Source organism: Polaromonas sp. P1_F6 (assembly GCF_056405695.1).
The window spans coordinates 95,030-113,931 of the sequence record NZ_JBFUBQ010000008.1 but is presented as its reverse complement, the minus strand read 5'-3'; the positions used below and the strand labels follow the sequence as shown (position 1 = coordinate 113,931).

13 protein-coding genes are annotated in these 18,902 nt (G+C 62.8%); 8 read left to right on the top strand and 5 right to left on the bottom strand.

The window, feature by feature from the left end:
* The first annotated feature begins 20 nt into the window (after window positions 1–20).
* Window positions 21–6,158, top strand: a complete 6,138-nt coding sequence (locus tag AC1DY9_RS19700) for a YDG domain-containing protein (RefSeq protein ID WP_477667407.1) — start codon at window positions 21–23, stop codon at window positions 6,156–6,158.
* 219 nt (window positions 6,159–6,377) lie between these two features.
* Here the strand turns inward: AC1DY9_RS19700 and AC1DY9_RS19695 are convergent, their stop codons facing one another.
* Window positions 6,378–7,298 carry a LysR family transcriptional regulator gene (locus tag AC1DY9_RS19695; protein ID WP_477667406.1) on the bottom strand — a complete coding sequence of 307 codons (921 nt, stop codon included), beginning with the start codon at window positions 7,296–7,298 and terminating at the stop codon, window positions 6,378–6,380.
* Window positions 7,299–7,405: 107 nt separating this feature from the next.
* Here AC1DY9_RS19695 and AC1DY9_RS19690 point away from each other — a divergent pair, with 107 nt between their 5' ends.
* Together AC1DY9_RS19690 and AC1DY9_RS19685 are read left to right on the top strand one after the other, a co-directional pair.
* Complete coding sequence (locus AC1DY9_RS19690; protein WP_477667405.1) at window positions 7,406–7,804, top strand: tautomerase family protein; 399 nt, start codon at window positions 7,406–7,408, stop codon at window positions 7,802–7,804.
* Window positions 7,805–7,815: 11 nt separating this feature from the next.
* Window positions 7,816–8,268 carry a cupin domain-containing protein gene (locus tag AC1DY9_RS19685; protein ID WP_477667404.1) on the top strand — a complete coding sequence of 151 codons (453 nt, stop codon included), beginning with the start codon at window positions 7,816–7,818 and terminating at the stop codon, window positions 8,266–8,268.
* Window positions 8,269–8,406: 138 nt separating this feature from the next.
* On the opposite strand, the gene AC1DY9_RS19680 is transcribed toward AC1DY9_RS19685, so the two are convergent.
* A complete protein-coding gene (locus AC1DY9_RS19680; RefSeq protein WP_477667403.1) occupies window positions 8,407–9,408 on the bottom strand; it encodes an AraC family transcriptional regulator in 1,002 nt (333 codons plus the stop codon).
* Window positions 9,409–9,486: 78 nt separating this feature from the next.
* Between AC1DY9_RS19680 and AC1DY9_RS19675 the strand changes: the two genes are divergently transcribed.
* Window positions 9,487–10,734 (top strand): MFS transporter, encoded by a 1,248-nt coding sequence (locus tag AC1DY9_RS19675; RefSeq protein ID WP_477667402.1) that lies wholly within the window; start codon window positions 9,487–9,489, stop codon window positions 10,732–10,734.
* On the top strand, window positions 10,731–11,771 hold the full coding sequence (locus tag AC1DY9_RS19670; RefSeq protein ID WP_477667401.1) for an NADP-dependent oxidoreductase: 1,041 nt from the start codon (window positions 10,731–10,733) through the stop codon (window positions 11,769–11,771). The genes AC1DY9_RS19675 and AC1DY9_RS19670 overlap by 4 nt, the downstream gene beginning before the upstream one ends.
* A 51-nt stretch (window positions 11,772–11,822) precedes the next feature.
* On the opposite strand, the gene nirK is transcribed toward AC1DY9_RS19670, so the two are convergent.
* The 3 genes from nirK to AC1DY9_RS19655 form a co-directional block, all read right to left on the bottom strand.
* Window positions 11,823–13,295 carry a copper-containing nitrite reductase gene (nirK, locus tag AC1DY9_RS19665; protein ID WP_457282532.1) on the bottom strand — a complete coding sequence of 491 codons (1,473 nt, stop codon included), beginning with the start codon at window positions 13,293–13,295 and terminating at the stop codon, window positions 11,823–11,825.
* A gap of 215 nt (window positions 13,296–13,510) precedes the next feature.
* Window positions 13,511–14,326: a sugar phosphate isomerase/epimerase family protein gene (locus AC1DY9_RS19660; RefSeq protein ID WP_457282533.1), complete on the bottom strand. Its 816-nt coding sequence runs from the start codon at window positions 14,324–14,326 to the stop codon at window positions 13,511–13,513.
* 16 nt (window positions 14,327–14,342) lie between these two features.
* Window positions 14,343–14,594: a hypothetical protein gene (locus AC1DY9_RS19655; protein WP_457282534.1), complete on the bottom strand. Its 252-nt coding sequence runs from the start codon at window positions 14,592–14,594 to the stop codon at window positions 14,343–14,345.
* A gap of 223 nt (window positions 14,595–14,817) precedes the next feature.
* Here AC1DY9_RS19655 and tssC point away from each other — a divergent pair, with 223 nt between their 5' ends.
* The 3 genes from tssC to AC1DY9_RS19640 all read left to right on the top strand — a co-directional run bounded on the left by tssC (window position 14,818) and on the right by AC1DY9_RS19640 (window position 18,901).
* Complete coding sequence (tssC, locus tag AC1DY9_RS19650) at window positions 14,818–17,811, top strand: type VI secretion system contractile sheath large subunit (RefSeq protein WP_477667400.1); 2,994 nt, start codon at window positions 14,818–14,820, stop codon at window positions 17,809–17,811.
* Window positions 17,812–17,854: 43 nt separating this feature from the next.
* Window positions 17,855–18,427, top strand: a complete 573-nt coding sequence (locus AC1DY9_RS19645) for an Hcp family type VI secretion system effector (RefSeq protein ID WP_348049164.1) — start codon at window positions 17,855–17,857, stop codon at window positions 18,425–18,427.
* A gap of 90 nt (window positions 18,428–18,517) precedes the next feature.
* Complete coding sequence (locus AC1DY9_RS19640; RefSeq protein ID WP_457282536.1) at window positions 18,518–18,901, top strand: GPW/gp25 family protein; 384 nt, start codon at window positions 18,518–18,520, stop codon at window positions 18,899–18,901.
* Window position 18,902: the final 1 nt, after the last annotated feature.

The following is an 18,902-nucleotide window of genomic DNA, read 5'->3' as shown; positions in this document are numbered from 1 at the left end:
CAACCGAAGGAAAAATCGCCATGAACCACACCTACCGCGTCATCTGGAACGAAGCCGGTGCCTGCTTTGAAGCCGTGGCCGAAACAGCCAGCGGCAAGGGCAAACGCAGCCTGGGCAAGCGTGAACGCAAGCTCCGCGCGTTGGCCCTTGCCGCCGGCTTGGCAGCGGCGCAGGCGCTGGCCGCTCCCACGGGTGGCCAGGTCAGCGCGGGCCAGGGTGGCATCACGCAAAGCGGCACCACCACCACCATCACTCAGGCCACACCCAAGCTGGCCATCAACTGGCAGGGCTTCGGCGTTGCCGGCAACGAGACCGTCAATTTCGTGCAGCCCGGATCGAATGCCGTTGCACTCAATCGCGTGCTGGGCACTGAGGCCAGCCAGATCCTGGGCCGGCTCAATGCCAACGGCCAGGTCTTCCTGCTCAACCCCAACGGCGTGTTGTTCGGCCAGAGCGCGCAGGTCAGCGTGGGCGGGCTGGTGGCCTCGACCCTGGGCATGAGCGATACCGACTTCATGGCCGGGCGTTATGTGTTGCGCGCCAGCGGCAGTGGTGGCGGCAGCGTGCGCAACGAGGGCTCGATACGCGCGGCCGACGGCGGCAGCATCGCGCTGATTGGCGCTCAGGTCAGCAACACCGGCACGCTGGTGGCCAACCTGGGCACGGTGGCGCTGGCCGCCGGCAAGCAGGTCACGCTCGACTTCGCAGGCGACGGGCTGCTCAAGCTTGCAGTGGACGAAGGCGCGGTCAACGCACTGGTGCACAACGGCGGGCTGATGCAGGCCGACGGCGGCACCGCCCTGCTCACCGCCAAAGCCGCCGACGCCCTGGCCGGCACCGTGGTCAACAACACCGGCGTCATCCAGGCGCGCACGCTGGAAAACCGCGGCGGTGTCATCAAGCTGCTGGGCGGCTTCAACGGCGGCACGGTACAGGTGGGCGGCACGCTGGACGCTTCCGCGCCCACCGGCGGCGACGGAGGCTTTGTCGACACCTCGGGCGCGCATGTCAAGGTGGCTGAAGGCACACGCGTCAGCACGCGCGCCGCGCAGGGCAAAACCGGCACCTGGTTGATAGACCCCGCGGACTTCACCATCGCCGCCAGCAGCGGCGACATCAGCGGCGCCACGCTCTCCGCCAACCTGGCCAACAGCGACGTCACCATCCTGTCCAGCAGCGGCAGCAACGCGGCGGGCAACGGCGACATCCACGTCAACGACAACGTGAGCTGGGCCGCCAACACGCTGACGCTGACCGCTGCGCGCGACATCAACATCCGCGCCGTGATGGACGCCACCGGCAGCTCGGCGCTGGTGATGAACACCGGCACCGCCAACGGCGCCGATGCGGGTGTTGCCGCCGGCAAGGTCAAGGTGGCGGTGGATCCGGACGCGGGTTTTGCCGGGCGCGTCAACTTCGACCGCGCCGGCACGGGATTTTTAACGATCAATGGCGAGGGCTACATTGTCATCAACGCCTTGGGCACGGAGGGGTCTACCGACGGCCTGCAGTCCATCAACCTCGAAGGTAGCCTGCGCTACGCGCTGGGGGCCGACATCGACGCCAGCGCCACCGAAAACTGGAACGGCAACCAGGGAGCCTCGCCGCTGCTAGGGCTGAGCGGCACCCTGGACGGGCTGGGCCATAGCATCACCGACCTGAAGATCAGGACAGTGAACAACGGCGGGCTGTTCGCCGGCATCAACGGCGGCACGGTGCGCAACCTGGATTTGGCCGGCGTGACCGGTGGAGTGGACGAGTGGTACGGCACCCTGGCTGGTTCCGCCAACGGCGCCACGTTGCACAACCTGCGAGCGTCCGGCACGCTCACGGGGCCCGGCCACGACGTCGGCGGGCTGGTCGGCCTAATGACCGGTGGGACACTGCAGGACGCGCACGCCAAAGTCACGGTCAACATGACAAGCGCCGGCCTCAGCGATGTCGGTGGCCTCGTTGGCACTGCTCTCAACACGGCTATGCGCGATGTCTCGGCTTCCGGCGATGTCACGGCGACGGGCTACAACCATGTGGGGGGGCTTATTGGCCGAATGCAGGGAGGCTCCTTGGAGAATGCGCGCGCCTTAGGCGAGGTCAAGGGAGCGGCAAACGTGGGCGGCCTGATTGGTGCCAATGGCAATCCCACGGCGGCAACGTCCGGCGGGAACCTGGTCAACGTCAGCGCCGCCGGCAAGGTCAGCGGCATCGGTTTTGGTTCCAGCACCAACCGCAACGTGGGCGGCCTGGTCGGCTGGAACTTCGGCAACATCAGCCAGGCCAGCGCGGATGGCGAGGTGCTGGCCGATGGCCTCAATCTGTACAGCTACAGCGGTATTGGCGGGCTGGTCGGCGTCAACCATTCCGGGTCGATCAGCAACTCCCACGCAACCGGCGCCGTCACCGCTGAGAACCTGGTTGGCAAGGCCCAGTACGTCGGCGGCCTGGCGGGGAGCAGCACGGGTGACATGACTTCCGTTTACGCCACCGGCGATGTGAAGTCCAATGGCGACTACACGGGCGGGCTGGCGGGGAGCAGCACGGGTACCCTGACCACTGTCTACGCCACCGGTAAGGTGACTTCAGGGGGCAACTACACCGGCGGTTTGGTGGGCAAGAACATCGGCGCCGTGACGGATGCACGCTCGGAAGCCGCGATCGCCGCGACCGTGGAGGGCCCCGGCAACTACACCGGCGGCTTGATCGGTGACCACAGCGGCGGCGATATCCAGAATGCAAGGTCCAACGCCAAGGTCACGAGCCAGGGCCAATACACCGGCGGGCTGATCGGTCGCTCGACCGGAGCGGCGCTCACCAATGTCCGCGCCAGCGGATCGGTGACGAACACCGGCACCGGCGTGGCGGCGGCCGGGCATCAGGTCGGCGGTCTGGTGGGACACCTGAACGGCGGCAGCCTCACCGATGGCCAGGCCAGCGGAGCCGTAACGGGCTACTACCTGGTCGGCGGCCTTGTCGGTTTGGCGTTCGGCACCATCGACAACGCGAAAGCGACCGGCGACGTGACTGGCCTCTATCAAGCCACTGGCGGATTGGTTGGCAGCGCCCTCGCGCCTGTCTCGAATGCGGAAGCCACCGGGAACGTCACCGGTGGGCTGTACGTAGGGGGGCTGATCGGCAGGACGGTGTATGACGTCACGGATGCCGTCGCCCGCGGTAGGGTAGAGGGCGTCAGCAAGGTCGGCGGCCTGATCGGAACCAGCAGCAATCTGATGATCGTGCGCAACGCGCGGGCCGAGGGTGCCGTGCGTGCCACGGGGACCGGCGACAGCGAGGCGGGCGGCCTGATCGGATATTCGGAATCGCTGGTGGTCAACAGTTCTGCGACCGGCCGGGTCGAGGCAAACGGCAACATGGTCGGCGGGCTGATCGGGCATTCAAGAATCGACGGCGTGACGGACGGCCTGGGTTGGATGGAGAACCTGTACGCCACGGGCGACGTCAGCGGCGCCGGCAGCGTTGGCGGGCTGGTGGGGGCGGGGGGCTTCTTGAACCCGGGATGGGTCGCAAAGGAACGATTCCGCGCCGTCTATGCTTCGGGCAACGTGACGGGCACGGGCGACGCGGTGGGCGGCCTGATCGGTTACGGTGGCGCGGCGAGCCTCACCGATGCCTATGCCACCGGCAGCGTCACCGGCGCCGCCCGGGTCGGGGGCCTCATCGGCGAACACATCGTCGGTTCGGTGAACCGCACTTACGCGACGGGGGCAGTCACCGGCACTAGCGCCACGGGCGGACTGATCGGCGTCACCGTCGGCGGCGTCTCGAACAGCTACTGGGATGTGACCACCAGCGGCCAAGCTACCAGCCCTGTCGGCACCGGCAAGACCAGCGCCCAGATGAAACAGGTCGACACCTTTACCGGCTGGAGCATCGACAAGCTGGGCGGCACGGGCAGCACCTGGCGCATCTACGAAGGCATGACCAGCCCGCTGCTGCGCAACTTTTTGGTGGCGCAAAACGTGGCCAATGTGAACACGGTTTACAACGCGGCGACGCAGGCCGGCAGCGTGGCGGCGCCCTCGGGCACGCGCACCGGCACTGCCGCCAGTGGCCGCAACGTCGGCACCTACACCGCGTTTTCCGATCAGCAGGGGCTGGACATCGTGGGCGGCCTGCTGACTATTACGCCGGCCGCGCTCACCGTGAGCGGCGTGACGGCCAGCGACAAGGTCTACGACGGCAACACTATCGCCGCGTTGAATACCGGCGCGGCAACGTTGTCTGGCGTGCTGGGCAGCGATAACGTTGCCGTCAATTTGAGCAGCGCTACCGGCAACTTTGCCGATAAAAATGTAGGCAATGCCAAAGCAGTAACAGTAAGCGGGGTGGGCTTGTTGTCGGGCACCGATGCGGGCAACTACAGCGTTAGCAGCCCGACTGCGGTGGTCGCCAGCATCACACCTAAAACCTTGGCGGTCAGCGGCCTTACTGCGGACAACAAGATGTACGACGGCAATGCCACCGCTACGCTGAACACCGGTGTGGCGGCGCTGTCAGGCGTGATCGGCCTTGAGGACGTAACGCTGAACCTGAGTGGTGTCACCGGCAGTTTCGCCGATAAAAAGGTCGGCAATGCCAAAGGGGTGACCTTGAACGGTACCGGCCTGCTGGGGGGCGCCGATGCCGGCAACTACAGCGTCAGCAATCCGGCTGGGCTGGTGGCCGACATCACGCCCAAGGCGCTGACGGTCAGCGGTATCACGGCCAGCGACAAGATCTATGACGGCAACACGACCGCTGCCGTCAACATCAGCAGCGCAAGCTACGCGGGATTGGTGAGCGGCGATGTACTCGAAGTCAACGCCACCGGCACCTTCGGCAACAAAAACGTAGGCAACGGCAAAACGGTGACGCTGGCCAGCAGCTACACCGGTGCCGACGTGGGGAATTACACCATCACGGACCAGGCCACCACCACCGCCAACATCACACCCAAGGCCTTGACGGTCAGCGGCATCACGGCCAGCGACAAGGTCTACGACGGCAACAACGCCGCCACCGTCAATGTGGCTGGCGCAAGCTACGCTGGCCTGATCATCAATGACGATCTCGCGGTCACTGCCAATGGCGCCTTCGGCAACAAAAACGTGGCCAACGGCAAGACCATCACGCTCGCCAGCAGCTACACGGGCGCCGACGTCGGCAACTACACCATCACCGGCCAGGCTACGACGACGGCGAACATCACACCGAAAGCATTGACCGTCAGCGGCATTACGGCTGCCGACAAGGTCTACGACGGCAGCACGACCGCCACTGTCAACGTTGCTGGTGCAAGCTACGCTGGCCTGATCACCAACGACGATCTCGCGGTAACTGCCACAGGCGCTTTCGCAGACAAACATGTGGGCAGCGGGAAAGCCGTCGCCCTCAGCAGCAGCTACGCAGGCGCCGACGTGGGTAACTACACCATCACCGGTCAGGCGGCGGCCACGGCCAGCATCACCCCGGCCGCGCTGACTGTGACCGCGCAGGCCGACAACCGTGTTTACGACGGCACCACCGCGTCGGCAGCAGCGCCCGTGGTCACCGGCGCGCTGTACGACACAGTTGCCAGCGCAGCCACGCAGACCTTCGACAACAAAAATGCCGGCAGCGGCAAGACGCTGACTGCCGCCGGACTGGTCATGAACGACGGTAATGGCGGCAACAACTACAGCGTCAGCTATGCCGCGAACAACAGCGGTGTCATTACGCCAGCGTCACTTTCGGTGATCGCCGATAACCAGGCCAAACAGGTCTATACGCCCGACCCTTTGCTGACTTACCGCACCGGGCCGTTTGCGGCCGGCGACAGCGCGGCCTCTGTACTGAGCGGTGCGTTGCAGCGCGTGGCGGGCGAGCAGCCTGGCAATTACGCGATCAACCAGGGTTTGCTGGCAGCCAATGGCAACTACACGATCAACTACACGCCCGGCACCTTGTTGATCACGGCCGGACTGCTGCCTGGTCAGGCTGCAGGGTCGACCGGCGGCACACCCTACCAGCAGGCAAAAGCGCAAACGCCGCTGCCAGCGCCTGAGTTCAGGCCGCTTTCTGCGTGTATCCCGCTGGCGGGTCGTGGCAACTGTGCCGGTGAACTGCCGCTAACGATTGTGGATGAGGGCATGCGCATGCCGGCGCTTGCTCAAAGCACCAACTGAAGGACTTTATTCATGCAACCCAGCTGACGGATGATTGGCTCACGGGTTTTCCGGACTTGATGTAGAGCTCGACCGCTCGAATCCTGTCTTGGCACGGATACGTGAACTACCTCCTGATAGTCCAATTTTTGTCTGCATCCCCTCTTGGGCAGGTTATGAGGAATCAAAACAAACCTTAAGCGCAGCATTCCAGGTGCTGGAGTTCAAGGCCGGTTTCCGCTAGGTGCAAGTCATGGCCCACTGCCGGCGGGCGGCCGCCTGAAGGAAGTCGATCACAGCCCGTACGCGCGCGGCGTTGCGCAGGTTGGGCAGGGACACTGCGAACATCGTGTGGGTAACACCGGAAGCGTAAGGTGATAAAACCTCCTTCAAAAGGCCCTTGGCCACGTCCCCCGCAGCCAATGGAACCGACAGCATGCCGATGCCCGCCCCGGCCACCAGGGCGTGATGCACCAAGGCCGTGGTATTCGTTGCGAGCTGTGACCTGACAGTGACTTCGACCGACCGTCCGGCCTTGCGGAACGCCCATGTCACAACGGGCCCCTGCGCGGTATGGGTTACCGTCTGATGCCTGCCAAGCTCCTCCGGGTTGGCGGGTTCTCCATATTGGCGCAAATATTCAGGCGAGGCGTACAGGCGGCGTTCAAAGGAGCCAAGGGCACGGGCGACCACAGCCTCGCTATTGCCCACTGTGGTGCGCAGGGCCACATCGATCCCGTCCGTCACGAGATCGGCAACCCGGTCATCGGCCACTATCTCGATGCGCAACTCCGGGTATCGCGCGCGCAGCGGGCCCAGCTGCGGCACAACCAGTTCCTCGCAAATCTCCTGGCTTGATGCCAGCCGCAGCGCACCGGCCACGCGATTTCGCTGTTTCGACACCGCGGCAGAGATGTCCTCCATCCGCGCCAGCAGTTCACGCGCTTCCTGCGCCAGCTCAAAGCCTTCGGCGGTTGCCGACAGCCCATGTGTGGACCGGCGCAACAAAGTGACCCCATACCCCGTTTCGAGCCGGTTGACTCCCCGGGTAACGACAGAGACTGCCACGTCCAGCTCTCGGGCGGCCGCAGAGAACGAATTGAGGTCGAGTGAGCGAACCAGCCACCGCAAGTCCGCAGGGTCCGGCAGGAAGTGTTTCATCGGGGTTGCCTTTGCGTTTCGAGCAAAACCGATTATGCGGGATGGTGGTTTCCGGCTGTAGTGGCTCGCCCTAAAGTGGCGACACCAACCCAAAAAAGGAAACAACCATGCCTATCCTCAATGTCAAGATCTCGGCGAACCGTACGCCAGAACTCTCGCAACTCGTCACCGACACGCTGCTGGACCTTTCCAGCCGCTTGCTCGGAAAGCGACGTGACCTCACCGCAGTGGTGATCGACTATGTCGATCCGCGCGACTGGTTTGTCGCCGGAAAATCGCTGGCCGAACTGAAGATGACCAGCTTCTACTTCGACATCAAGGTGGTGGACGAAACCAACACCAAGGCCGAAAAGGCCCGGTTTGTCGCCGAATCATTTGAAGCGTTCGGGCGCATCCTAGGAGACCTGCACCCAGAAAGCTATGTGTACGTGCAAGACGTGCGCGGCAGCGCGTACGGCTATGGCGGGCGCACCCAGGAATACCGCCATCAACATCCAGACCAGTAAGAGGCAGAGCCATGGAACTAGCAAACACTATCGTCGCCGCGGCTATGCGCCGGGCCGGACTCAGCACCTGGATCCCGGAAGGGGAAGGGAAATGGTCACTTCCGATCCAGTTCCTGCCAGATGGTTCAGGCTGGGTCGAATTGATGCGGCTCAAGCCGGGCACACGGCTGGGTTTACACCGACACACTGGCGAGGTTCACGCCCTGACCTTGGTTGGCGAGCGTCGCTTGAACGACGGTCGCATGGTGGGCGTCGGGGACTACATTCATGAGCCTGCCGGCAATGTGGACTGGTGGGAAGCTGTAGGGGACGAGGAACTCCTGGTGCACGTCGTCGTCAAGGGCAGTGTCGAATACCTCGGAGCGCACCACAGCGTACTGCAGCGGATAACTGCCGCCGACCGGATCTCGGACTACCACCGGCATTGCGCAGTAGTCGGCGTGCAGCCTCGCGTGCTGGACTAGCTGGGCGATTCACGAATTGCCGATAGCCATGTCCTGCTTCACCCGGGCCTTGCCGGCGCTCATTGCTCTGTGCGCCGGGCGTATTGCAAATGCGCACCAAAGCCCAACTGAGCAGTCCAGCGCCACAGCACGCCTTGGTCACATGGAACTGCGGGCCTTGCTGGGCGGGTGGCCGATAACACGCTTGAACGCCCGGCTGAACGAGGCCTCCGAGTCGTAACCCAGCCGGTCAGCGGCCACTGTGACACGCATGCCGTCCTGCGCGATCCAGTTGCGGGCCTGGAACATGCGAATGCGGGCCACGTACCTGGCCGGGCTTTCGCCCACCGATTCCTTGAAGGCCTGGGCAAAACGTGATCGCGATGCGCCCATGATGTTCGCCATCTCCGGCACGCTCCAGTCCTGCTCCGGCGTCGCGTGAATGGCTGCAAGCACCTTGCCCACACCGGGCGAGCGCAGCGCTGCGATCCAGCCTGTCGAGTTGCTGCAAGCGCATTCCACCCAGGCGCGGATGATGCTCGCGGCGAGCACGTCGGCCATGCGGGCCAGGATGCCGCAGGCGCCGATGCGGTTGAGCGAGGCTTCACGTTCCATCGCGTCAAGCAGCATGGGCACGCCCGGATCGCGTTGGGCCAGGTCGCCGGCGCGGATCACCTCCGGCATCATGGCCAGCAAGGGGTGCAGCGGGTCGAGGTTGAAGGTCATGCTGCCGCAGAACATGACGTGGGAGGGTACTTGCGCCACAGAAGCTCCGTCCCGCAGCAGGTAGATGTCGTCCGCGACCCGCTCGCGATCAAAGGTCGCGAGGTCTACCGGCGGCACTTCGGGCGAACTGGCCAAGGTGTGGGCCGTGCCGCGCGGCAGCAGCACCGCGTCACCGGCCTTCAGTTCCATCCACCCGGACTGCGGCGTGTGCATCCAGGCGTCTCCGCTGGCGACGAAGTGAAAACGTGCGGCCGGTTGCGCGGCAAAGGAAATCGCCCACGGCGCATGCATGAGGCAGCGGCCGTACTCAACGCCTTCCAGGCGCAGGCCCAGCAGGACTTTGGTGAGGGAATCGGGCCCTGCGGCAGGCAGGCCCCCGTCTTCTTGAGGAGGCTGAACGACGGGCGTGAAAGTTCTGGAGGAATCGTCAAGCATTTCGGCTCTTTCGCCATGGAAAGGTGTCGATGCTAGGCCTAAGCTGGCAACCCTGTCCTCAACAAGGCTTCATATTTCATGTCATCAACTTCCTGTTCTGCCTGTCTCGATCCGCTGGCCGCCGGTGTAACTCCTGTCAATGATCCGCCCGGTGAGGCCGCCGCGCTCTGGGCGGCGGTCGCCTCACTGTCCCTGGGCGTGTTCGGCCTGGTCACGGCGGAATTCCTGCCGGCCAGCCTGCTGACCGCCATGGCGGCTGACCTGCACGTCACGGCAGGCGCTGCGGGCCAGGCCGTCACGGCCACCGCGCTTGTCGGCGCGGTGGCCGCGCCGACCATCCCCTTGCTGACGGCACGCTTTGACCGCAAGCGGGTGCTGCTGACGCTCACAGCCCTTTTGTTCGTATCCAACCTGTTGGCGGCGACAGCCGCCTCGCTCTCGGTGCTGCTGGTCGCGCGCGTGGTGCTCGGCATCGCGCTGGGAGGGTTTTGGTCGATGGCGGCGGCACTGGCCATGCGCCTGGTGCCGGAACGGCTTTTCCCGCGCGCAATGTCGCTCGTGTTGACGGGCGTGTCCATTGCCACCGTCTGCGCGGCGCCCGTCGGCGCGTGGATGGGTAGTCTTTGGGGATGGCGCAGTGCTTTTGTCGCGGCAGGTGTCGTCGGCCTGCTGGCTTTCGTTGTGCAGCTGGTCGCGTTGCCGCCCCTGCCGCCACGCGACCAGGCCAGTCTGAAGGGCCTGCGCGATCTGCTTACGCGGGGGCCGGTACGCATCGCTCTGCTGGCAGTGCTGCTCGTGATATCCGGCCATTTTGCGGGCTTCACCTACATCCGGCCCGTGCTTGAAGACGTGACGAAGCTGCCAGTGGCGGCGATTTCCGCTGTGCTGCTGGGCTACGGCATCGGCGGCTTCTTCGGGAACTTTGCAGGGGGCTGGCTGGCGGGGCGCAGTGAGCGATACGCGATCGTCGCAGGCAGCGCAATGATCGCCTTGCTTGCGGCTGCGCTGCTCATTGGCGGCAGCTCCACCGTGGTCACCGCTGTGGCGGTGACGCTATGGGGGTTCGCATTCGGCGCATTTCCGGTCGGCTTCCAGACCTGGATCGTGCGCGCCGCGCCCGACCAGGCAGAGGCCGCGGGCGGCCTGCTGGTGGCAGCGTTCCAGATCGCCATCGCCACGGGCGCCATCGCAGGCGGCCTCATCGTTGACTGGACTGGAGCGCTCGGTGCCCCTGCATTTGCCATGGTGGCTGTGGCGCTGGGCGGCCTGCTGGCATGGCGGCGTGGCCCGGCGCCCGCCGTAGCTGAAGCACGGAGGCAGTCATGACAAAGTCAAAACCAGACCCTAGCATCAATCGGCGCATCACCTTGGCGGCGCATCCGCGCGGCCTGCCTGTTGCGTCTGACTTCAAGCTCGTGACCGAGCCCGTGCCGCGCCCAGGCGAAGGCCAGGTACTCCTGCGAACGCATTTTCTTTCGCTGGACCCGTACATGCGCAACCTGATGGACGAAATCGGGCCTGGATACGCACCACCCGTTCCATTGGGCGGCACCATGCCGGGCGGCACAGTCAGCAGCATCGTCGACTCCAGGCATCCCAAATATCGCGTTGGTGATCTCGTGCTAGCCAACGCTGGCTGGCAGGACTACGCTCTGAGCGATGGGAACGACCTGCAGGTCATTGGTGACATGGTCCGTCCGTCTCTGGCGCTTGGTGCGCTCGGAATGCCGGGCTTCACAGCTCACGTCGGATTGCTGGACATCAGCCAGCCAAAAGTTGGTGAAACTGTTGTGGTTGCAGCGGCGACCGGTGCGGTGGGCGCCATGGTCGGCCAGATCGCGAAACTCAAGGGCGCCCGCGTGGTAGGCGTCGCCGGCGGTACCGACAAATGCCGGCAGGCGGTCGACGATCTGGGCTTTGATGCCTGCGTCGACAGGCACGGGCCATTGTTCAGGGAACAGCTTGCTGCCGCATGCCCGGCGGGCATTGACGTGTACTTTGAAAACGTCGGAGGCGACGTATTGGCGGCAGTCCTTCCGCTCCTCAATCTTGGCGCCCGTATGCCTGTGTGCGGCTTTGTCGCACATTACAACGACTCGGCAGGTTTTCCCGGCATCAGTCAGCTGCCGCAGTTCCTGGCCGCCATTTTGCAAAAGAGGGTGCGGGTGCAGGGGTTCATCATTCTTGACCACTATGGCGCGCGCTTTGACGTGTTCCGCAGTGACATGGAAGAATGGATCAACAGTGGACAGGTCAAGGCGTTGGAGCACGTTGTGGATGGTCTTCTGCAAGCACCCGCCGCCCTGTCAGACCTGCTGCAGGGCCGGCACTCCGGCAAAGTCGTCGTACGCCTGGAGGCATAGCTGCAGAGGGGCAGATTTACGCTGCCTCGCGTGGCGCGGCCCTGTCCAGGGTTACAACACACCGGCCTTGTAGACGCCGGGTACCGGTTCGCCGGTGACTTCGAGCACGCCGACCGCGCCCTTGCCTGCGCGTGACAAGGCGTGGTCCACCAGTAAATACCTTCCGGGGTGTTGGACCTTGATTTCGACGATGGTCGCGCCGCCGGGTGCCACCAGCGTTGTCTGTACGTCGTGCTTGAGACCCGTGAAGGAGCCTTCGCTGTACACGGTATCGAAGATCTCACCGATAACGTGGAAAGACGAGATTTTGTTGGGCCCACCGACGCCGAAGTAGATGCGCACGGTTTCGCCTACCTTGGCCTGAAGTTTATGGGTCTTGCTCAGTGCACCGACTTCGCCGTTGAAGACGTAGTAGTCGGGTAGTTCATTGGCCATCTTTTCGAGATCGGCTTCCTGGTGCCCCTTGACGCCATGTGGGCGGCCCGTGTACATCTCTCCTTGCATCACGTAGTACTCGCGGTCCACCTTAGGCAAGCCGCCTGCGGACTCGACCAGGATCATTCCGTACATACCGGCCGCGATGTGCTGTGGCACCAGGGGCGTGGCGCAGTGGTACACATACAAGCCCGGGTTGAGCGCCTTGAAGGTGATGGTCTTTTCCTGGCCCGGAGCAACCTGCGTGTGTTCGCCGCCGCCATGGCCGCCTGTCACCGCATGCAGGTCGATCGAGTGGATCATCTTGCTGTCACGGGCATTGGCCAGCGTTAGCTCAATGGTGTCGCCTACGCGGGCGCGCAGCATCGGACCGGGCACCTGGCGGTTGAAAGTCCAGTAGGTAAAGCTCGTGCCGTCGTCGAGCTTGCCGGGCAACTCGACCGTTTCCATGCGGTACTTCAGGGTCTTGGGAGCCCGGTCCCCTACGGCAGCCGGCACCGTGGCCGGGTTGGCGGCGACGCTGACTGCGGAGGGGTCGGCTGCGCGCTGCGGCACGGGGGCTGGGGTATAGAGCGCAAGCGCAGCCTGGCCGGAGTCGCTGCCAGCGGGCGTAGGGACTTGGGCAGAGGCGGGGCCGCTGACTTGCAGCCGGCCTTCCATGCCGATCTGCCGGTGACCGGGGATTGAGCAGTAATAGGTGAACGTACCAGAGCGCGGAACCTTGAACCGCAGAGTGGTCTTGCCAGTGCCGGGGCTGAACTTGGACGATGCGACGTTGAGTTCGGGTATCACCAGGTCATGCTCCGCGCCTTCGCCGCTTTCCAGCACGATCTCGATTGTGTCGTCCACGTTGGCGGCAAGGGTCGGGTTCACCTGTCCTTTGTCGTCGACGAACACCATTTTCCCGTCGACGATGTTGGTGTGCAGTTCGTAGCGCTTGATCCGGGCGGGTGCCGCAGCGGTTGAAGTGTTGCCGGACGCGGCAGCGGTATGCGCCGAGTGTGCGGCAGGCTGCGCCTGCACGGACAAAGCCGTGGCGAGGATACCGATGGCGGCGGCGATGGCGCCGAGGGAGAGGGTCCGTTTCATGTGGCGTTTCCTTGGTCTTTGTGCCGATTCGGCAGTTCTGACTATGCGAGTGATGTGCCACGACAAGCTTGCTTTAGATCAATGCCTTGCCAGATAGATGGCTTGTTCGACCTGAATAAAAATGGTTCAGAACGTTCGGGTTGCCGTGTCGGGCAACGCCCGCCTTCAGCCTGTTTCTTTTCTTTCCTGGCACGAGCCCGGTTGACAGAGTTCGCTCATGTGTCGAGTAGCGCCAGCACGCGCCGTGTGGCGGCAAGGGCTCGGCGTGCGCGATCGGTGGCGCCGACGGTGAGTGCCAGCGTGTGCGTTGGCACTTCGAGGCTGAGCGGGATGTTGCGCGGCGCGGCGCGCAGGAGACCGAGGAGGTCCACTTCGCCATCGCCAGGAAACAGGCGCTCGGAGCGGGCCTCGGCGAGGATCGCGTCCATCGTCGGTGGAATGGCTGCGGGCACGTCACAAAACTGCATGAAACGAAAGCGCGATGGCGGGATCTCGGCAATGTCCTTGATGCAACTGCGTGAGCGGCTCAGATGGAAGGGGTCGATCAGCACACCTGCGTTGCTGCGGCCGGTGCGCTCAACGATGCGCGCAGCCTGGGTCAAATCCTTCGCGTCGGTCCAGGGCATGAATTCCAGGACGGCTGCCAGCCCGTAGCTGTTGGCGAGGTCGCAGAATGCGGCGAAGGTATCGGTGAGCCGGGCCTCGTCGGGATCGTTTCCGGCCACAAGCAACTCGCTCGCGCCGAGCCGGGCGGCGATGGCAATCGCGGCTTCGTAGTCGCCGACCAGGGTACCGGGCTTGATGCGAAAGATTTCGACATCAAGCACCTTGATGCCGGTGTCCGCCAGGCGATGTTCGACTTCGCGCAGCATCTGCGTGTCTCCCACAATGTCGTACTGCGGCTCGGTCGGCGTTGCCGGCAGCAGGCGGATGCCGACATGGCTGAAGCCGGCGTCAAAGGCGCACGTCACCATTTCCGGCGGTGTCAGTTCCAGCACAGTCAAGGCGGCGAGTGAAATGGGTCGGGTCATATTCCTGGCTCCGGGCTCACGTCGATGAGGGCAACTGAGACTCCTTCTTCATCATCCAGAGTTCCTGGGTGTCCAGCGCGACACGTTCTACCACTCCGTCGCTCTCGAGTCTTTCCAGCGCCTCCAGTGTTGTAGCTTCCGGAGGGACGGGCTCTTCCCAATCGATCCAGAAAGAGTGGATTCCCCTGGCCGTATCGACTGAGTGCGGGGCACTCTCAAGCTTTCTGCGGATACAGAGGACGGCGAAATCGACCAGTTGTTTGTTCATCAAGCAAGCTTGTTTTGTGGAGATGCCGCTGCGTGTCATTAAGCGTGCGCGTGCCGTGCACTACTGCATGCCGCAATGTCTTCGAAGCGCCTGTTCTGCAGTTTCTTCGCAATAGATGACTTCATTATTGTCCTGGTCAGCTCAAAACCAGTCATTTTCTTTGGAAACTAACTATTCGCAATAGTGGCATTCCATTCTTTGGAAAGTTTCCACGGTTTTCAAAGTGACGGGACATATCTGCACCAAGGCATGGATATTTTTGTCCTGCTGGTTGCACAAGCACGGACAGATGTCGAGGGCCTTCGACCGGCACGCTTTTCCGGTATGCGATGCCTTCGCTCAACTAAAAAAAGAGCGGTGCAAATTAGTCCCCCTCACCTTCGGAGGTGAAAAAAATAGTCATGCAAATCAATGCGTTAAGAGATTTTTAAGGTTGGCATGCCGCTTGCAAAAACAGTGCGGGAGAAATTCCGCCCGCGGCCCTCGTGGCTTGGCGAGCGTTTCTGCAAGTGCGTGCGGTATTGACTATGAGAGGCTAAAAATGGCTGAAAGTGTTCAAAAATGGCTGGAGCGTAATCGTCCGCCCCGGGTGAAGATCACCTACGAGGTGGAGACTGGCGGCGCCATCGAAAAGCAGGAGCTCCCCTTCATTGTTGGAGTGTTCGCCGACCTGGCCGGCGATCGCGATCCCGACGTGGAATTTCCGCCCTATAAGCAACGGCAGATGGTGCCTATTGACCGGGACCTCTTCAACGACGTCATGAAGACGCAGTTGCCGCGTGTGGCTCTGGGCCGCGTTCCGCGTATCCCGTCACCACCCGGTGCAATGCAGATCGGAGCCGTCGAATCGGCCAATCTGTCCGGCGACATTACTTTCAGTTCGCTGGATGCGTTCGACCCGATCGCCGTCGTGCGCGCCATTCCTGACCTCAACAAGCTCTATCGGGTACGCAGCAACATCCGCATGCTGCAGTCGCGGGCGGAGTCGAGCGACCGGCTCAACGACCAACTGAATCTGTTGATCGCCAAAACACCGGACGGCCAGGCCAAGCGCGCACAACTTCAGGTGCTGGCCGGGCCGGACTACCGCAACAGCGTCGTCAAAGCAGACATGGACAAGGCGCCTGGCGAACTCAAAAAGGCCACATCTTCTTTGTACGACCTGGCCATGGTGATGGGCAAGGCCGATCAGACGCCCAAGCTCAAGGCTGCCACCGATTGGGGATATGAGACCGTCAACAGCGTGGGCGCGGACGGCAAGCCGGTGGTTGACGCCGATGCAACCCTGGCGCCGCTGCGCAGGCTGCTGGGGGTGTTTTCGACCCCGGACACACCGGAGAACCTGCAGACAGTGTCAGCCCAGCTGCAGCAGCTTACGCAGTGGGATGCCGGCCTGTCCTCCAAAATCCAGCTGGAACGCAATGCGATTGCCAGCAATCTCGGCGCCGACCCCACTGTGACCGCGACGCAGACCAAGCTCGCTGCGGACGCCACAGCGCTACTGGCAGCTCTCGTACCCAAGGACGGCCAGATCGATGCCGACGCGAAAAGGGCTGCTCTGGCTGTGCTCGGCATGCAGCAGACCGACGACAGCGATTCGATTGCGATGCCGGCTGACGCAGCACAGGTGCGCACAGTGGCCGAGCAAAAGCATGACGCGGTCAATCGCAGGGTGGCCAACAATATGCTGCTTGTTCTTAGCGGCGCTACCGACACGCCTGACCCGAAAGCAAAGCCGGTGCCTCCGACAAAAAAGCAAGCCAGGCAGAACATTGATACGGTCTTCGCTCTCATGGATGCAGCCGGCCTGAAAACCGACGAAGACAGGCAGAAATTCCTCGGTCCGATTGGTTTCTTTGCGACCGATGTACTGGCGCGGCTCGATGCTCCGGGTTCCACCTATGCGCCGGTCGCCGCGATAACCGCGATTGACTCGCACATCTCCGACATCGACAGCTGGTTGAGCAGGCAATTGAGCGTGATCATGCATGCGCCGAAGTTCCAGGAGGTCGAAGCGACCTGGCGCGGCTTGCACTATTTCGTGTCAAACACCGAAACCGGCAAGATGCTCAAGCTCAGTGTCTTCAACGCCACCAGGGACGAGCTGCTGGATGACATGGAGAAGGCGGTCGACAAGGACCAAAGCAAACTCTTCAAAATGATCTACGAAGACCAGTACGGCACCTTCGGTGGTTTGCCCTACAGTCTTCTGATTGGCGGCTACGAGGTGGGGCGCAGCGCCAAGGATATCGAATTCCTGCGCAAGATCGCGGAAGTTGCGGCCTCCGCCCATGCGCCATACATCACCGCGGCCTCGGCGTCGCTGTTCGGACTCGACAGCTTTCGCGACCTCGCCAAGCCCCGTGACCTGGAAAAAATCTTTGAAAGCATTGAGCTGGCCGGCTGGCAGGAATTCCGCGAAAGCGAGGACTCCCGCTATGTGACACTGGTGATGCCGCATGTGCTGCTGCGCCTGCCTTACGGCAAGAACAGCTGGCCGGTTGACGGCATGGATTTCGAGGAGACTGTCGGGCCTTCCAGCAGTTCACCCGACAGCGGCAGCTTCCTGTGGGGCAACGCGGCCTACATGCTGGCGCAGCGCGTGACCAACGCGTTCTCCAAGTACAACTGGACAGCAGCGATACGCGGGGTTGAAGGTGGTGGACTGGTTGAGGACCTGCCGACCTACAGCTACCGCACCGATTCCGGGGCGGAGGAGTTGTTTTGTCCGACTGAAGTGTCCATCACCGACCGGCGCGAAAAGGAGCTTAACGATCTGGGCTTCATCTCGCTATGCCATTGCAAGGGCAAGGGGCAAGCTGCATTCTTTGGCGGGCAGACCAGCAACCAGCCGAAGAAGTATTTTTCCGACAGCGCCAATGCCAACGCGCAGATTTCCGCGCTGCTGCCCTACATGCTCGCAGCCTCGCGCTTCGCCCATTACATCAAGGTCATCATGCGCGCCAAGATAGGCAGCTTCCTGACGCGCGGCAATGTGGAGGCCTACCTCAACACCTGGATATCGAACTACGTGTTGCTCGATGAGAACGCCTCTCAGGACGCAAAGGCGAGTTTCCCCCTGAGCCAGGCGAACGTGATCGTGAAGGACGTGCCGGGCGCTGTGGGTTCCTACAACGCGGTGGTCTTCCTAAGGCCGCACTTCCAGCTTGAGGAATTGACGACCTCGATCCGCCTTGTGGCGAATCTGCCGAAGTGATGCATTCACTTCCCACCCAACATAGACCAACGAAAGACAAGCCATGGATCTGATACTGCTACAACCCGGCGACACTTCTGTGTTCCCCACAACAAGCAATGACTGGGCCACGGGCGGCAGCCTGATTTCGACCGGCGCCGACTGGACCGCCAATGAGGAACTCAAGCTCGGCCAATGCATCGAACTGGTGTCAGTGCACCAGGGTATGAAGCAGCAGGTGACGACGGACGTCAGCAATTCGGCGCGCACCTCTGGCAGGCCGGTGATCACGGAGTTCACCTGCGTCAAATATGTTGACAAGACTTCGGTCAAGCTCTACGACTTCTGTTTGCGCGCGAAGTCGCTGGGCGACAAGGCCAAGCCCTCGTACATCTACATCCTGCGCAACTCGGGCGACAAGGTCGGCAACATCATTACCTTCATGCTGCGCGACGCGCTTATCAGCGAAATTCAATTCCAGTCACATCCTGACGACATGCCGACCGAGCAGTTCAAGCTTAACTTCACAGAGATCGTCTGGACCTACGCCGTGCAGACGCCGGACATGCAGGTCAAGGGGAATGTCACTGCCGGCTGGAGTCTGGCGCAGAACAGGCCTTTGACGGCGTTCACTTGAGCCTCGTTGCGGCCCTGCGGGGGCCGTGGATTTTCGTTGTTTTTGAGATGGCGTACCGTTGTTGCGGCGCGCCGGCCCAAGGGGATAAACATGCAGTTCTTGCTTGAGCGCCTGGAGTTTGCAGGTGCGGCGCCGGCGCAAAGCGGCCAGAGCTTCAATCTGCGCGATGCCGTGCGGCTGCAGATTCAGCGGCTGGTTAGCTCGCACGTCTGGGCTGGTTCGACCGGTCTGGAACTCATGCGCGTCGGCCTGCCTTCCCTGACCGGCGCCGGTTACGCCCAAAAAGATGACATACAGCGTTATTCGCTGAGCATCCGCGACATGATCATGCGTCACGAACCCCGGCTGACGGGCGTACGTGTAACTGTTGAGGAAACCCGCAGTTCCGTCATGCCTTTCCAGGTAGTCGTCACCGGCAAGCTCGCCGACCAGCCGCTGACAGAGACCTTCAGCTTCGGGTTGCCGCGCCGCTAGG

What these genes read in the sequence shown, in the direction of transcription:
- AC1DY9_RS19700 (WP_477667407.1), top strand. Translation starts at nt 21, where the DNA reads ATGAACCACACCTACCGCGTCATCTGGAACGAAGCCGGTGCCTGCTTT.
- AC1DY9_RS19695 (WP_477667406.1), bottom strand. Translation starts at nt 7,298, where the DNA reads ATGAAACACTTCCTGCCGGACCCTGCGGACTTGCGGTGGCTGGTTCGC.
- AC1DY9_RS19690 (WP_477667405.1), top strand. Translation starts at nt 7,406, where the DNA reads ATGCCTATCCTCAATGTCAAGATCTCGGCGAACCGTACGCCAGAACTC.
- AC1DY9_RS19685 (WP_477667404.1), top strand. Translation starts at nt 7,816, where the DNA reads ATGGAACTAGCAAACACTATCGTCGCCGCGGCTATGCGCCGGGCCGGA.
- AC1DY9_RS19680 (WP_477667403.1), bottom strand. Translation starts at nt 9,408, where the DNA reads ATGCTTGACGATTCCTCCAGAACTTTCACGCCCGTCGTTCAGCCTCCT.
- AC1DY9_RS19675 (WP_477667402.1), top strand. Translation starts at nt 9,487, where the DNA reads ATGTCATCAACTTCCTGTTCTGCCTGTCTCGATCCGCTGGCCGCCGGT.
- AC1DY9_RS19670 (WP_477667401.1), top strand. Translation starts at nt 10,731, where the DNA reads ATGACAAAGTCAAAACCAGACCCTAGCATCAATCGGCGCATCACCTTG.
- nirK (WP_457282532.1), bottom strand. Translation starts at nt 13,295, where the DNA reads ATGAAACGGACCCTCTCCCTCGGCGCCATCGCCGCCGCCATCGGTATC.
- AC1DY9_RS19660 (WP_457282533.1), bottom strand. Translation starts at nt 14,326, where the DNA reads ATGACCCGACCCATTTCACTCGCCGCCTTGACTGTGCTGGAACTGACA.
- AC1DY9_RS19655 (WP_457282534.1), bottom strand. Translation starts at nt 14,594, where the DNA reads ATGAACAAACAACTGGTCGATTTCGCCGTCCTCTGTATCCGCAGAAAG.
- AC1DY9_RS19645 (WP_348049164.1), top strand. Translation starts at nt 17,855, where the DNA reads ATGGATCTGATACTGCTACAACCCGGCGACACTTCTGTGTTCCCCACA.
- AC1DY9_RS19640 (WP_457282536.1), top strand. Translation starts at nt 18,518, where the DNA reads ATGCAGTTCTTGCTTGAGCGCCTGGAGTTTGCAGGTGCGGCGCCGGCG.